Annotated in this window: 16 protein-coding genes and 3 pseudogenes; 9 read left to right on the top strand and 10 right to left on the bottom strand. The window is 62.8% G+C overall.

Translation table 11 applies throughout. The annotated features are described in order from the left end of the window. Window positions 1–215: pseudogene (locus tag RHE_RS31490) on the bottom strand (DUF2945 domain-containing protein). 210 nt (window positions 216–425) lie between these two features. Between RHE_RS31490 and RHE_RS05895 the strand changes: the two are divergent. The 3 genes from RHE_RS05895 (at window position 426) to RHE_RS05890 (ending at window position 2036) form a co-directional block, all read left to right on the top strand. Next, entirely contained in the window at window positions 426–1082 is a 657-nt protein-coding gene (locus RHE_RS05895; protein WP_244425775.1) for an SDR family NAD(P)-dependent oxidoreductase, read from the top strand. Then, window positions 1079–1303, top strand: a complete 225-nt coding sequence (locus RHE_RS34245) for a hypothetical protein (RefSeq protein ID WP_244425774.1) — start codon at window positions 1079–1081, stop codon at window positions 1301–1303. The genes RHE_RS05895 and RHE_RS34245 overlap by 4 nt, the downstream gene beginning before the upstream one ends. A gap of 175 nt (window positions 1304–1478) precedes the next feature. After that, window positions 1479–2036, top strand: a complete 558-nt coding sequence (locus tag RHE_RS05890; RefSeq protein WP_011424492.1) for a DUF2087 domain-containing protein — start codon at window positions 1479–1481, stop codon at window positions 2034–2036. 49 nt (window positions 2037–2085) lie between these two features. Here the strand turns inward: RHE_RS05890 and RHE_RS05885 are convergent, their stop codons facing one another. Continuing rightward, window positions 2086–2370, bottom strand: coding sequence for a hypothetical protein (locus RHE_RS05885; RefSeq protein ID WP_042118110.1), 285 nt, complete (start codon window positions 2368–2370; stop codon window positions 2086–2088). A 41-nt stretch (window positions 2371–2411) separates the two neighbouring features. On the opposite strand from RHE_RS05885, the gene RHE_RS05880 reads away from it, so the two are divergent. From RHE_RS05880 to RHE_RS05870, 3 genes are read left to right on the top strand one after another with little or no spacing between them, the layout of a single operon-like run. Beyond that, on the top strand, window positions 2412–3416 hold the full coding sequence (locus RHE_RS05880; RefSeq protein ID WP_011424491.1) for an ABC transporter ATP-binding protein: 1005 nt from the start codon (window positions 2412–2414) through the stop codon (window positions 3414–3416). A gap of 43 nt (window positions 3417–3459) precedes the next feature. After that, window positions 3460–4260, top strand: coding sequence for an ABC transporter permease (locus RHE_RS05875; protein ID WP_011424490.1), 801 nt, complete (start codon window positions 3460–3462; stop codon window positions 4258–4260). A 2-nt stretch (window positions 4261–4262) separates the two neighbouring features. After that, window positions 4263–5066, top strand: a complete 804-nt coding sequence (locus tag RHE_RS05870; RefSeq protein ID WP_011424489.1) for an ABC transporter permease — start codon at window positions 4263–4265, stop codon at window positions 5064–5066. 16 nt (window positions 5067–5082) lie between these two features. Here the strand turns inward: RHE_RS05870 and RHE_RS05865 are convergent, their stop codons facing one another. Next, window positions 5083–5703 (bottom strand): glutathione S-transferase family protein, encoded by a 621-nt coding sequence (locus RHE_RS05865; RefSeq protein WP_011424488.1) that lies wholly within the window; start codon window positions 5701–5703, stop codon window positions 5083–5085. Between the two features lie 291 nt (window positions 5704–5994). After that, window positions 5995–6351, bottom strand: a complete 357-nt coding sequence (locus RHE_RS05860; RefSeq protein ID WP_011424487.1) for a hypothetical protein — start codon at window positions 6349–6351, stop codon at window positions 5995–5997. A 140-nt stretch (window positions 6352–6491) separates the two neighbouring features. On the opposite strand from RHE_RS05860, the gene RHE_RS05855 reads away from it, so the two are divergent. After that, window positions 6492–7244 carry a DeoR/GlpR family DNA-binding transcription regulator gene (locus tag RHE_RS05855; protein ID WP_020920707.1) on the top strand — a complete coding sequence of 251 codons (753 nt, stop codon included), beginning with the start codon at window positions 6492–6494 and terminating at the stop codon, window positions 7242–7244. Between the two features lie 33 nt (window positions 7245–7277). Here RHE_RS05855 and RHE_RS05850 read toward each other — a convergent pair whose 3' ends face one another. Beyond that, window positions 7278–8285 (bottom strand): asparaginase, encoded by a 1008-nt coding sequence (locus tag RHE_RS05850; protein ID WP_011424485.1) that lies wholly within the window; start codon window positions 8283–8285, stop codon window positions 7278–7280. 370 nt (window positions 8286–8655) lie between these two features. On the opposite strand from RHE_RS05850, the gene RHE_RS05845 reads away from it, so the two are divergent. Beyond that, a complete protein-coding gene (locus tag RHE_RS05845) occupies window positions 8656–9867 on the top strand; it encodes an MFS transporter (RefSeq protein WP_011424484.1) in 1212 nt (403 codons plus the stop codon). 95 nt (window positions 9868–9962) lie between these two features. Continuing rightward, window positions 9963–10235: pseudogene (locus tag RHE_RS34240) on the top strand (MFS transporter); the annotation flags it as partial. Window positions 10236–10311: 76 nt separating this feature from the next. Here RHE_RS34240 and RHE_RS05840 read toward each other — a convergent pair. From RHE_RS05840 to RHE_RS05820, 5 genes and pseudogenes are all read right to left on the bottom strand, one after another. Further along, window positions 10312–11091 carry a class I SAM-dependent methyltransferase gene (locus tag RHE_RS05840; RefSeq protein ID WP_011424483.1) on the bottom strand — a complete coding sequence of 260 codons (780 nt, stop codon included), beginning with the start codon at window positions 11089–11091 and terminating at the stop codon, window positions 10312–10314. A 160-nt stretch (window positions 11092–11251) separates the two neighbouring features. Next, window positions 11252–12247: an NAD(P)H-quinone oxidoreductase gene (locus tag RHE_RS05835; RefSeq protein WP_011424482.1), complete on the bottom strand. Its 996-nt coding sequence runs from the start codon at window positions 12245–12247 to the stop codon at window positions 11252–11254. Between the two features lie 77 nt (window positions 12248–12324). Further along, a pseudogene (locus tag RHE_RS32885) lies at window positions 12325–12897 on the bottom strand (GGDEF domain-containing protein); the annotation flags it as partial. A gap of 143 nt (window positions 12898–13040) precedes the next feature. Beyond that, the gene (locus tag RHE_RS05825; protein WP_042118107.1) at window positions 13041–13283 is read right to left on the bottom strand and encodes a ribbon-helix-helix domain-containing protein; all 243 of its coding nucleotides are present in this window, start codon (window positions 13281–13283) and stop codon (window positions 13041–13043) included. A gap of 162 nt (window positions 13284–13445) precedes the next feature. Beyond that, window positions 13446–13994 (bottom strand): HdeD family acid-resistance protein, encoded by a 549-nt coding sequence (locus RHE_RS05820; protein ID WP_011424480.1) that lies wholly within the window; start codon window positions 13992–13994, stop codon window positions 13446–13448. Between the last annotated feature and the right edge of the window lie 135 nt (window positions 13995–14129).

Here is a 14129-nt window from a genome sequence, read left to right as displayed (position 1 = left end):
CTACTGTCCTCCGACCTTTTTCAATGCCTCTTGCCTGTGGGCAGCGACATGATCGCTCTCGTCGCTCTTGATCTCGTACTGGGGCGATGCCTCCGTCGCCCGGCGCCGATGGCCCTTGTCATCGAAAACCGGGTGTGGATCGCGATGATGCAGCCGGAGACCTGCCCGGCCTCCGTATTCCAGGCGACGCGATCTCCCCGAGCAAATTTGGCCATGTCGAACAACTCGCGAGATTCCAGTGGCACCTAACATCTGAGCCGTCTTGTTTGTTCCCGTGATAATCGACAAGCTGAAACCTGCGGCTGTGGAGAAGAGACGCCCGCAGACAAAGGTCCGCGCCTCGCAAAAAGCAATCGCCCGGCAGAAGCCCCTCTGCCAATATGCGCTTATCCGCGTCGATCGCCAGCTCATCAAGGAGGCCCACCATGAAAGACATCGTCGCTTTGGTCACCGGCGGAAGCCGCGGCGTAGGCCGCGGCATTGCCCTTGCTCTGCTTGCCGAAGGCGTCACCGTTCATGTGACCGGCAGGACGCGTTTCGAGGCGGAAGCAAAGCAAGCGGGATCGGCGGGATCGCTCGAGGGGCTCGAGCTTGAAGCGGCAAAACTGCCGGGGCGCCTTTCCGTCCATCGATGCGATCACGCTAGTGACGGCGACAGCGAGCGAGTGTGCGAAGCGATCCGAGCCGGCGGCAGGCTTGATATTCTGGTGAACAATGCCTGGCCAGGCTATGAACGTATGGTGGAAGACGGAGAGTTCACCTGGCCGAGGCCATTTTGGGAGCAGCCGGTTTGGCGGTGGGAGGCGATGATTGGCACCGCGCTCAGGGGCGCTTTCATGACCTCGCGCGCCCTCGCTCCATTGATGATCTCGGCGCAACGCGGCCTCATCGTCAACATCTCCTTCTGGGCGGCCCAGCTCCACGAAGGCAATGCGGTCTATGGAATAGCCAAGGCTGCCGCCGACAAGATGCCGCTGACTTCGCGCATGAGTTGCGCCCCCACAATGTCGCCGCCGTTGCGCTTTATCCGGGGCTCGTCCGCACCGAAGCCGTTCTTGAGAACGCCGAGCATTTCGACATGAGCAATTCGGAATCGCCTCAGTTCATCGGCCATGTCATTGGCGGGCTGTGGCGCGACCCGCTGCTGATGTCGAAATCCGGGCGCGTGTTGATCGCCGCGGCGGTGGCGCATGAATACGGCATCGCCGATGTCGATGGCACCCGGCCGGTTCCGCTTAGCGCTGCCGACTTTGCCGGAAACGCCGGGCCCTCTGCCGGAGCCAGCGAACTGCAAGACGGTTGAAATATCGAGGGCGCGATGATAGTTGCTGCGTCGGGTCTGCAGTTCACCCAGGCATCGCCGTTCTCCGGAACACGCTAAACCTGACAATGACCGAGATATGGACACCAATCCCGTGCCATGTCGGAAGGGCGATCACCGATAATCCATCCGGAACGGCACGATCAAAGGATAGGTCATGTCCAGAAAACTCATTCCGCTCCAGGTGAGCGATGCCTCCGCATTTGCCAAGTCGCTTCGCCTGCAGCTCTCCGGTCATGAGGGGTTTCCCTCTCACCTGCAGTTCCTGAACATGCTGGCCCGGGCTGCCGGTTACGGCAATTTCCAGAGCCTGCGTACAAAAACCGATCCCGCAGAAAGCGAGCGGCACCTGCCGGCATCGGCGCCTGCCGCCGATGCCGAGATCGACCGGAAGCACATCGATCGTGTTCAACGCAGCTTCGACGAAGAGCTTCGCCTGATGCGCTGGCCTTCGCGGCGCATGGATCAGATCACGGCGCTCTGGCTTCTCTGGTCGCAGATACCCTCGGCAAGGGAGATGTCCGAACAGGAGGTTAATGCTCTTCTTCGCGACAGGCACCTGTTTGGAGATCACGCCTTGCTGCGGCGGGAGCTCTGCGAACTCGGCCTGATGCGCCGGACGCGCGACGGCAGCGTCTACAGGCGCGTTGATCGGTCGATGCCGATCAACGCGGCGACGATCCTGCGTCAGCATTCCTCACGCCAGGCACACTAACCACCGTTGCGGAGGCGCCTGATCGAAGACAGCCTTCGATCATGGCGCCTCATTCTTCTTCCGTCTCATCGTCGCCGGCCTGTCGTTTGCGGCGCGAGCGAAGATTGCCGAAGCCCATATAGTGATCGGCATCCGTGGTGTTCCATCGGCCGGCAAGGACGATGATCGCGATGGCCGCGACGACGATGAGCAAGGCGTGCATCCTGTCCATGCCATCAATGTAGCGCAGGCGGGGATCGGTCAAAGGTGGTGGCGACATCGGGCCGAAGTGATCCAAACGCAACTTCAGCTTGAACGAATCCCACTTCGCGCTAGCCTGCGTTCGCAAGCCCATCGCCGCCTGAGTCGGCTCGCTTCATATCCGAGGGAATAGACATGCCGGCTTTGATCGAAGCACGGGGCGTCAGCAAGCGCTTCCGGCAGCACAAGAGATTTCCGGGTCTGCTCGGCGCCTTCAAGACGCTCGTGACGAGCGAATATACCGAGGTTCAGGCCGTTTCCGATATCGGCTTCGATATTACGGCTGGCGAGGCTGTCGGTTATCTCGGCCCGAACGGCGCCGGCAAATCGACGATGATCAAGATGATGACCGGTATTCTGGTGCCGAGTGCCGGAACGCTTACCGTGCTCGGCCGCACGCCGCATCTCTCCCGGATGGACAATGCCCGCGAGATCGGCGTCGTCTTCGGCCAGCGCAGCCAGCTGTGGTGGGACCTGCCGCTGATCGACAGCTTCACCCTGCACCAGCGCATCTATGATATCCCGGCCGCCCGCTATGCGAACAATCTGCGCCACTTCAGCGAACTGCTCGACCTCTCGCCCTTTCTCGACCGGGCGGTGCGCCAGCTCAGCCTTGGCCAGCGCATGCGCGCCGAGATCGTCATGTCGCTGCTGCACGATCCGAAGATCCTCTTTCTCGACGAACCGACGATCGGTCTCGACGTGGTCGCCAAGGATGCGGTGCGGCGCTTCCTCGCCGAGATCAACCGCGAACGCGGCGTCACCATCATCCTCACCACCCACGATCTGCAGGACATCGAGACCATCTGCCCGCGGCTGATCATGGTCGATCACTCCAGGCTGATCTTCGACGGCGAGTTGAGGAGCCTGCGCGCTGCCCTCGGCTCGGCCCGGCGGCTGACGCTGGAATTTGCCAGCGACCCCGGCCCCTTGCGGCTCAGCACCGCGTCGCTCGTCAGCGACGAGGGCCTGCGCAAGGAATATCTGATCGAGCGTGAAGACGTGTCGCTGGTCAAAATCCTTTCGGAGGTCGGCAGCGACCGCGACCTCAAGGACGTGGCGCTGCACGAGCCTGACATCGAAGAGGTCATCCGCACCTTCTACCAGGGTCGCAACGCCAGGGCGGCCCGGGCCTCATGAGCGCCTATCTCGCCTTCACACGCAACGCCCGGGCGCCGACACCATGAACGCTTATCTGGCCTTCACACGCAGCGCCTTCCACGCGCAGCTCGCCTACCGCAACGAGGTCTGGGCCAATATTTTCGGCAAACTGGTGCAGGTCGTCGCTCGCGTCGCCATCTGGCTCGCCGTCTATGCCGGCGCCGGCGCGACCGTGGTCGACGGCGTCTCGCTGCAGCAGATGGTGACCTACGCCCTGCTCGGCGGCGCTGTGATGGGTGCCACCCGCCCGGAAAGGGTCATCGGCGAGATCGGCCGCTCGCTCAAAACAGGCGATATCGCCGTCTGGCTACTGAAGCCGCTCTCCTATCCGCTCTATCTCTTCGCCAATGAATGCGGCAGCTTTTTCTACCGGCTGGCGACGCAGGTGATCCCGACCGTTGTCTTCACCGCCCTGTTCTACGGCATGCTGGCGCCGGAAAGCCTGTTTCACGGCCTGATGTTCATCGTCTTCTGGGCGCTGTCCTTCGTGCTGATCTTCCTGATGTCCGCGCTCTTCGGCCTCATCGCCTTCTGGCTGATGACGAGCTTCTCGCTAGACTGGATCCTCGGCGCCCTGCTGCATCTGTTCTCCGGCCTGCTGGTGCCCTTCTGGTTCTTCCCCGAGCCGCTGGCGACGATCGCCCGCCACCTGCCCTTCGCCTGGGTCGTCTATTATCCCAATGCGGTCTATCTCGGCAGGCTCTCGGTCGCCGACACCTGGCTTCATCTCGGCCTCGGCCTCGGCTGGGCCGGGCTGTTCCTTTTGGGCGTGCTCCGGCTCTGGCGCCTGGCGTCGCGCCGCATCACCGTCCAGGGAGGCTGATCGTGTTCCTTCATCACCTCCGCGTCATTCCGCTCCTGGTGCGCATGCATGTGCGCGCACAAATGGAATATCGCGGCGCCTTCTGGCTCGACCGGTTTGCGCAGATCCTCTCCTATGGCAGCGTCTTTGCCACCATCGGCATCCTGCTTGCCCGCTTCCAGACGCTTGGCGGCTGGACCTGGCCGGAACTGGCGCTGCTCTTCAGCTTCCAGCTGCTCGCCTATTCGCTGGGTGCGGCGATGAGCTTCGTGCAATTGCGCGATCTCGAGGAGCTGGTGCGGCTCGGCACCTACGACACGCTGCTCATCAAGCCGTTCAGCCCCTGGGCCTATCTGGTCTTCTCCGGCCTCAATATCGGCTATGCCGGCCATATCATCCTGGCGGTGCCGCTGCTCTGCTGGGCCGTCCTGTCGGTCGACTTCGCCTGGTCTGCCGCGTCCGTGGCGTTCCTGCTTGCCGCAATCGTCAGCGCGACGCTGCTCACCGGCGCGATGATCACCATGATCGGTGCGACGGCACTGATGTGGGTGCGGTCGAACCACCTGTTTTCGATCTTCTTCGGCTTCTGGGAGCTGACGCGTTATCCGCTCAACATCTTTCCCGGCAGCATCCAGCTGACGCTGATCACCGCTGTTCCCCTGGCCCTGACCAGCTCGGTCCCGGTCGGCGCCCTGCTCGGCAAGCCCATCCCGATCCTCGGCGATTGGGCCGTGCCCGTAACGCTCGCCGCCGGCCCGGTCTGGGTGCTCATGGCCGTGGCCCACTGGCGCTACGCCACCCGCAAGTACCAGGGTGCGGGCGGCTGATGGCGCTGACCCCGCCTTAGCCCCGGTCGAAGGCCAGCGCCCGCTGAACGGCGGGGCGCTGCAGCATGCGGGCGTGGTGGTCGCTGACTTTTGCAAAGCGGGCGGGATCGACGCCGTCGGCGGGCAGCCAGTCGGTCATGACGAAGAGATAGGGATCGGCGAGCGAATAGGTCTCGCCCATCACCCAGGGGGCGTCGAACATCGTCTCTTCGATCAGCGTGAAACAATCGGCCATATTCTGCGGTACCTTGGCCTTCATCGCCTCGATTGCCGCCGGATCGTCGGTCCAGCGCGAGCCGCGCCGGCGATGGGCATGGTTCACATGCACGGTCGAGCAGAGATAGCTGTTGAAGGATTGCAGCCGCGCCATTTCGAAGGCATCGCCGAGCGGCGCGAGCTTTGCGGTCGGGGCGCTATCAGCGATGAAGCCGAGGATCGCCGGTGTTTCCGTCAGCACGCCGCGATCCGTGACGAGCGCCGGCACCCGGCCCTTCGGATTGATCTTCAGATAGTCCGGCGAACGCTGCTCGCTATTGGCGAAGCTGAGCTTCTTCGTTTCGAAGGCCAGGCCGGATTCCTCCAGGGCAATGAGGCTTGCAAGCGCGCAGGTTCCGGACGCGTAATATAATGTCAGCATGGTTCTCGTCTCCCTTTCGGCGCCAGATATAGCGCAGGGATGGCTGCGCCGGAACGGGGGAGATGAGGTTTGCTTTGTGTCGGAGTCGCCCCTCATCCGGCTGCCGCCATCTTCTCCCCGTTCTGACGGGGAGAAGGGAATATGCCGCGACCTCTCGGTCCCCCTCGGGCCTCTCGCAGGGCACGTCCCCTCTCCCCGTCAAAACGGGGGTCCGCAGGACGGGTCGAAACCAGCGGCTCGACCCCGGCAAGGGCTAGGGTGAGGGGCAAATCACCGGCACAAACTCGCCGCTCAGCCGCAACCCGGCACATCCTCCAGCCGGTGCCAGACCGGGATGCCACGTCCTCTTGCGATGCGCACGTCGTTGTCGGCGCCCTTGGACTCGCCGGCCAAGCGCAGCACGCCGTCGCAGAGCTGCAGCAACCGGCCGGCGACCGGGTGGAAGATCTGCTCGTAGAGCGCATCGCCGACCGCTCTGCCGCCGGCGGCGTGCCAGATCGGCAGGGCCACCCATTCGCCGATCATCGGCACATGGCCCGCTTCAAACAGCTTATGAGAGGGTTCCTCCAGCCGCTTCAGGTTGGCGGCCATCTTTTCCGGGTCGTCGCCCGTCCCGGACCGATAAGGTCCGGCAATCAATATCAACATGATCCACTCCATCGCTCCGCTTCTGCGCGAGCACTCCCGGCTTCATGCGCGGGATTTCCTGAAAATGCACGATATTTATTGAATGTCGAGTCATTTCGTGCAATATCATGCCACCTCGTTCATTTTCGTGCGGAAAGACGATGCTAACGACGCAACGCAAGACTCTGATCCTCGACATTCTGCGCCGTGACGGTCAGGTGATTGCCAAGCGCGTCGCCGAGGATTTTTCGCTTTCGGAAGACACGATCCGGCGCGACCTCAGGGAAATGGCAGCGGAAGGGCTCTTGAAACGGGTGCATGGCGGGGCGATGCCGGTTTCGCCCGATCTGCCGGATTTCACGGCGCGGCGCAGCGTCTCGTCCGAGGTCAAGGCGCGGCTCGGAGCCGCGGCGGCGGCGATGATCAAGCCGCGGCAGATGATCTTCCTCGACGGCGGCACGACGACCGCCGAAATCGCCCGGCATTTGCCGCGCGACATGGGGCTGACGGTCGCGACCCACAGTCCGACGATCGCCGCCGAGCTCGAGCACCATCCGGCCGAGGTGATCCTGACCGGCGGGCGGCTCTACAAACATTCGATGGTGGCGGTTGGGGCAGCAGCGATGGCGGCGATTTCGCAGCTGCGCCCCGACCTGTTCTTCCTCGGCGTCACGGCGGCCCATCCCGTGCATGGGCTTTCCACCGGTGATTTCGAGGAAGCGGCGATCAAACGGCATATCGCCCGCTGCTCGGCCGAAACCCATGTGCTGCTAACGGAGGAGAAGTTCGACCTCGTCTCGCCCTGCCCGGTGCTCGGCATTGCCGAGGTGGCCGGGCTGATCGTGCCGGCCGAGATGCCGGCCGAGCGGCTGAAGCCCTATCGCGATCTCAACGGCACGATCACTGCAGCCTAATCATCGTGCGAAAACCACACACCGTTTTCGGCATCATGCCGAGAAGACGGAGGTCGCTCTGATATCGCCGACATGGATGCCGTTCCAGTTGCGCATCGGCATTGCGGCAAAGGCCATCAGGGCGGCATGCACCGTCTCTTCCGTCTCGAAGAAGCGGGCGAGTGTCGCCGCCACCATGGCTTCTGCGGCGCGGGTGGCGCCATCCTCGGATTTCAGCGAGATGCCAATGCCCTTTTCCGGGATCGCGGCGCAGAAGACACCCTCGGCGCCTGTCTTGACGAAAATGCGGCCGGGAGCGATCTGCATCAGTTTCGTGCAGGCGCGGCCGGAGCCGGCGACATAGAAGGGCTCGGCCATGCAGGCCTCGATCAGGCGGCGGGATGCTTTGGCGCGTAAGGGTTCCAAACCGGTGCCAGTCGCCATCCTGGCAAAGCCGTGGGCCAGGTTGCGCAAAGGCATGGCATAGGTCGGGATGGAGCAGCCGTCAGTGCCGCAGCTCTCGGCGCCGAGCACGGCGCCGGTCAGTCTTTCCATCACTGCTCGGATCTCGACCTGCAGCGGGTGCTCGTAGCCGACATAGCCCTTCGGGTCGATATCGCGGTGGCAGCAGGCGCAGATGAAGCCGGCATGTTTTCCCGAGCAATTGTTGTGCAGCGCCGTCGGCGCGTCGAGCGAACGGGCCTGCTGGATCAGGACTTTCTGGTTCATCGACCAGTGGGCGCCACATTCCAGCGCTTCGACATTCCGGCCGGCGCGCGACAGCATCGAGGCGGCAAGCGCCACATGTTCTTCCTCGCCATTATGCGAGGCGCAGGCGAGCGCCAGTTCCTTGTCGCCGAAGCCATAGGCATCCGCCGCACCGCTCTCGACGAGCGGCAGCGCCTGCATAGCCTTGCAGGCCGAGCGCGGAAAGACGGCGGTGTCGATGTCGCCGAGCGAAAAGAAAAGCTTGCCGTCGCCATCGACGACCGCCACCGCGCCGCGATGACGGCTTTCCACAAGCAGGCCACGGGTGACTTCAACGGTGACGGGATTGGTCATGGGCTCTCATCCTGGTGCTGGCGGGATGCGGCAGGCATAACGCGTCACGCGGCGAAAGCCAACGGGTTTGGCTGGGCGCTCAGAATCGGGGTGATGGCCGTGACACGGACGCGACGTGCGGCGGAGTAGCCGACGGGTGCGCCTCCTTGGTCAAGTTCTCCCATCCTCCGCCTGGGAAGTCGCGCCTTCTGCCGGTCGAGCCCCTACCGTCCGTCCTTCCTGGCCTTGAGCCTGGAATCCAGCCCCGGGGCTCGACCGGCAGCTTCACCTCATCCCGACACCCCATAACAAGAATTGACCGAAGCGATCGAAAACTATCGTTTCTCCGATGTGTGGGATCCGGCTAAGAGTGGTGCGTCAGGAACCGTCCATGTCATCCAGCTTCTCCCTCATCCTGCGCGACAACAGGATCCGCATTCCCGCCGTGACGCTCGTCGCGCTTGCCTTTACCTACGCCTCGACCGTGCCGTACCAGTCGATCATCGGGATCAACGAACTGGACTTAAGCAACGGCGCCTATTCGGCGCTGGTGTTCTTCTCGGCGATCGTCAACGTCACGACCAGCCTGACGCTCGGCATCTGGTCGGACAGGCTGAAGGAGCGCCGGCCGTTGGTGCTGGCGCTTTCGGTCGCCGGCATGCTCGGCTTTGGATCGATCGCAATCATCCACAGCCCGGCAATCTTCATTTTTTCGACGCTGCTGCTGGTGCCGATGAGCGGCTCCACCTATTCGCTGCTCTTCGCCAGCCTGCGCGCCAGGACCAACCAGATGGAGCGTGGCGAGGGCGCGGCGGTGACGGCCACGGTGCGGGCGCTGTTTTCCGGCTCCTGGGCGCTGGCGCCGGGGCTGATCGGCCTTTATCTCGTCAATTCCCCATCGATGACGCCGGCCTATGGCATCGCCGCACTCGCCAGCTGCACCTGCTTCTTCCTGTATTTCTTCTTCGCTCCCGGCAATGGCACCGCCGGCCCTGCTCCCGATGCGGTGGGTTTTCTCGCTTCGCTGAAACGGATCTTCATGCCGCGCGTACTGATCCGCGTCTTCATCATGTCGCTGCTCTTCGCACTGCAGCGGCTGAACGGCATGCTGCTGCCGCTGATCATCACCCGTGCGGCGGGCGGAAGCGTCGCCGACGTCGGTTTCATTGCCGGGCTGACGGCCCTTCTCGAGATGCCGTTCATGATGATGTGGGGCATGGCGCAGCGGCGCTTCCGCACCGCGCATGTGCTCGCCTTCGGCGCGCTGATCTACTGCGCCTATCTGCTGCTGCTCGGATTTGCGTCCTCGCCCTGGCACATCTATGCGCTGCTGCTCGTCAACGCCTGCGGCGCGGCGGCAATTCTCGGTGTGCCGATCACCTATCTGCAGGATCTGATCGCCGACCGGCCGGGGCTCGGAACCTCGCTGCTCTCGCTCAACACCTTCATCGGCACCGGCATCGCCGCCGGGCTCTTCGCCTTCGGCACCCGCATCACCAACTATTCCGGCACCGCCTTCGTCGGCGCCGGCGCCGGTCTAGCGGCGATCGGAGCGCTGCTCTATCTCGAAAGCGAGCGGCGCCAAGCGCGGCAGCCGGCTTGATGTGCCTGCCGCTCGTGCGCAGTAGCTGTAGCGGCGGAGGGAGCGCGGGGGCCGTCATTATGTGGCGTTGCACCGCAAGATGCCCCTCGGCGGCCATGTTCATGATGGGCTCCGGCATCGGTCTCGGCTGGGCGCATTTCGTCGCCATGGTGCTGAAGCTCGTCGTCAGCAACGAACAGGACAAGGCCTCGGCGGCAATCCCAACGATGAGCTCGCTTGGCGGCGCCTTCGGTGCGGCCTTCGCGGGCGTTATCGCCAACGGCGCCGGCCTCGTCGATCCGGGCGGTGTCCCAGGAGCGCCGTTGGCGGCGCATTGGCTATTATCTGCTGATGGCGCTGGGGGCATCGTCGCGATTGCGACGACGATTCCTGAGATACAGGTGAAATTGAAAAAGGCGCCTCGGCTTCGGGGCGCCTTTTCACGACTGAATGATTTCCGTGTTTTCAGGCGACGTTGCGCTCCGGTTCCGGCTCCTGCTGGACGACCTCCTGCTTCACGCCGAGATAGAGGACGGAGCCGCGGCCGATGCCATAGGTATCGCAGACCTCGGCCGTCAGGAACTCAGTGATCGGAACCTGCTGGACCGCCAAACCGGCCCGCTGGATCACGTCGATGAAGCCGGACCTTGAGAAGATGCGCACATGGTCGTCCTGGCCGAAATGCGCCCAGCGGCCTTCCGGCGTCGTCACCTCGGGATTTTCATAAGTTTCCTCGATCGACAGGCAGATCGGCGCCATCAGGATGGCGATGCTGTGCGGCTTGAGAACACGCCGGATTTCGGCGGTGGCACGCACCGGATCGTCGACATGTTCGAGCACATGGGAGCAGAGGACGAAGTCGAAGCTCTCATCGGCATAGGGCAGGTTATGGATATCAGCCTTGTCGTCTGCCTCCGGCATATGCATGTCGCAGCTGCGGTAGAAGATATGCGGGTGGCTCTTGAGCCAGAAGCTCAAGGCCCGACCCGGCGCAATATCCAGGAACCGGAAAGCATGCGCATGGTTGAGGCGCTGGAATACCGGCGTCAGGAACAAAGCGTAGAGCCTGTCGCGATCGGTCGAATGACAATTGGGGCAGCTATAGGCCTGATGGTTGATCGTCTCGAATTCATCGATGCGATAGGGAAAGCCATGTTCGACGGCCTTGTCGATGTAGTACCGCGGAAGCGGTACGAAATGCGGAATTCTGCTACGGCAGATGGGGCAGGCGTGGAATAGAGCCATTGTATTCCTCGTAGGGACCTTACAACGCGCAAGCAACGCCACATCAGGATGCGCAGTTTCGGGGCCGGGTTTCGATCAGACGACTGTTCAGCGACCCGGAGACTCACAGACAGCCAGGATCAGTTTCACCTTGCCGATGAATGCTGGTCCGAAGCTGACCTCAAACGGTGAGCATGACCTTGCCGACATGGCTGCCCTCTTCCAGCAGCCGGTGCGCATCGGCGACATCCTCGAAGGCGAAGACCTTGTGGATCACGGGGGCGACGGTGCCGGCCTCCAGCAGCGGCCAGACCTCGGAGAGCAGATCATCGCGGATGGCGCGTTTCTCCTCGGCCGTGCGCGGGCGCATGGTGGAGCCGGTGACCGTCAGGCGCTTGACCATGATCGGAGAGAGATTGACCTTTTCGGCGACGGCCCCGCCGAGGAAGGCGATGATCGACAGGCAGCCGTCCTTTGCAAGCGAGGCGATGTTGCGCTCGAAATAGGCGGCACCGATCATATCGAGGATGATGTCGACGCCTTGGCCGGTCTCGGCCTTGATCACCGCGGCGAAGTCCTCGCTCCTGTAGTTGATCCCTCGTTTGGCGCCGAGCCTTTCGCAGGCCTCGCATTTTCCCGTCGAGCCGGCCGTGGCATAGACCTCGGCGCCGAAGGCGCGGGCGAGCTGGATCGCCGTCGTGCCGATGCCGCTCGTGCCGCCATGGATCAGCACGCTCTCGCCTTCGGTCAGTCCGGCCATCTGGAAGAGATTGGCCCAGACGGTGAAGAAGGTCTCTGGAAGCGCCGCGGCTTTCACAGCATCGTATCCCTTGGGAAAAGGCAGGATCTGACCGGCCGGCAGGAGGCAATATTCGGCATAGGCGCCGCCATTGGCGAGGCCGCAGACTTTGTCGCCGACGGCATAGCCGCTGACGCCGGGCCCGACCCCGACGATTTCACCGGAGAGTTCCAGCCCGAGAATCGGGCTCGCATCCTTGGGTGGAGGATAGCTGCCCTGACGCTGGGCAATATCGGGACGGTTGACGCCGATCGCCTCGGCGCGCACGAGGACCTCGCCTTCGCCGGCGACCGGTAGCGGACGCTTGCCGATCACCATCACATCCGGTCCGCCGAAGGACTTGAGATCTACGAAACGCATTTCCTGAGGCAATGACATGGCGCGACCCTCCTGATCCCGAGGGCTCGGAATAAATCAGCCGGGCCGGCTTGGGAAGGCTGCAAGCGGCAAGGGCGTCAATTCGCCTCGCCCAGGAAATGGTAGGCGAGGCCCTCCTCGCTCTCCTTGGCGGCCGACTTGATGACGGCGATTTCGGCGCTGACGCGGTTGAGATCGTCGATGACGAGGCCTTCCGGCAGCTCGAGAACGCCGATCGAGCAGCGCATCAGCGGGAACAGGGCTTCGGCGCCGGTGCGGTCATGACAGAGGATGCGGCCGGCGGAGAGCGAGATCGCGTGGTCGCCGAGATGAAAGCCGTAGGCATCGTTGAGCGGCTTGAAATTGTCGAATTGGCGGACCTCATCGCCGTCGCGGCCGGACTGGCGCATGAAATCGCGGATGGCGCGATTGCCTCGCAGGCCGGTCAGCGGGTTCTGGTCCTAGGCGGTCTTCAGCTGTTTCTCATTAATGACCTTGATCAGCGAAGCGGCTGAAACAACGCCGGCATACCGCATATTGTCGGTCAGGATCAGGCAGTTGCTGCCCTCCATATTGGCGAATATCGCCATCAGTTGCTCGGCTTCGCTGTCGAGGCCGACGATCGGCGCCATCTCGACGAAATGCGAAATGGAGCGCTCGTGGGGCCGATCTCCACTGCGACTTGTTCTTCTTGGTCAGGAACCTGCCGCAGAAGGATCAACGAACCCTTTCGTCAATATGAAAGTTTGGTGAAAGGCGCGACTCGTCTGCACGCGTTCCGCGTGAATTCGAATTCCCCAGCACAATCAGTCGCTCAGGCGGAGCGACGGCGCTGCGCCTCATGATCGGCAAACATTTCGGCGACGCATCTGCCGCCGGAGGCTACGCTCTCGTCGTCGAGGAGATCTGCCTTGATTTCGCCGAGCTTGCGGGCGGTATCCCAGAGGCGAAGCGCCTCTCGGACGACCTCACTGCTTGAGGCGTAACCACCCGTGTCGACGGCTGCACGGATGCCCGCTGCCTGTTGCGGAGAGATGGAAACGGTGACCATCGGCATGAACTTCCTCCCTTTTTCTTCAGCAGTACCCTGCCTTTTGGGGGACGCATGACCATTTGCGGCTATCGTGCGGGACCATCCGCTCCTGGCGGTCGGTCCATAACCCCTTCAGTCTAATCCCCTGCCATGTCCTTGTCAAAATGGGCGTGTCGAAAAAAGCTTTCAGCTACGGATGCCGAGTCCGAAGGCGATCATCGTCGAGCCCTGCACAATCAGATCGGCTGCCAGGAAAAGGCCGAGGACCCAAAGGCTGTTGACCGGCCAGCCGAGCGCGATGACGAAACCGGCAAGGGCGGTGATAACGCCGCTTGCGACGATCCACATCCAGCCCCTGGCGGGCTTCATGCGCCTGCCGACCCAGGTGCGGAAGACCCCGGCGATGACGAGGGCGAGCGACAGAAACAGCGTCAGCGCCGCCGATGTCAGGATCGGATTGACGAAGGCTGCGATGCCGGCAAGCACATAGAGCAGGCCGCTCAGCACCCAGAAGAGCACATGATCCCAGCCGCGCACCTGAAAGGCATGGACGAGATAGATCACGCCGCCGAACAGCATGAGCATGCCGACATAATAGACTGAAACGACAGTTGCGAGCATCAGGTTGCCGAGCGCGATCAGACCGCAGACCAGGAGCAGCACGCCGAGGCCGACGAACCAGATCCATTTCGACTGCAACTGGGATGCCGGCGTTTCGTTGAAGACATCGGCCATAAACGCACCTCCCCGTAGTTTTGAAATATGTTGCAGCAATGGCCCGGGGGAAGATGCGGCCGCGTGCGGCACGTAAGAAAGATTTTTGTTGATTGATCAGTCAATCAAAAATAATATGGCGAAAATACATGGCGC

Source organism: Rhizobium etli CFN 42 (genome assembly GCF_000092045.1).
Taxonomy (GTDB): Bacteria; Pseudomonadota; Alphaproteobacteria; order Rhizobiales; family Rhizobiaceae; genus Rhizobium; species Rhizobium etli.
This window is presented reverse-complemented; position numbering and strand designations above follow the sequence as displayed.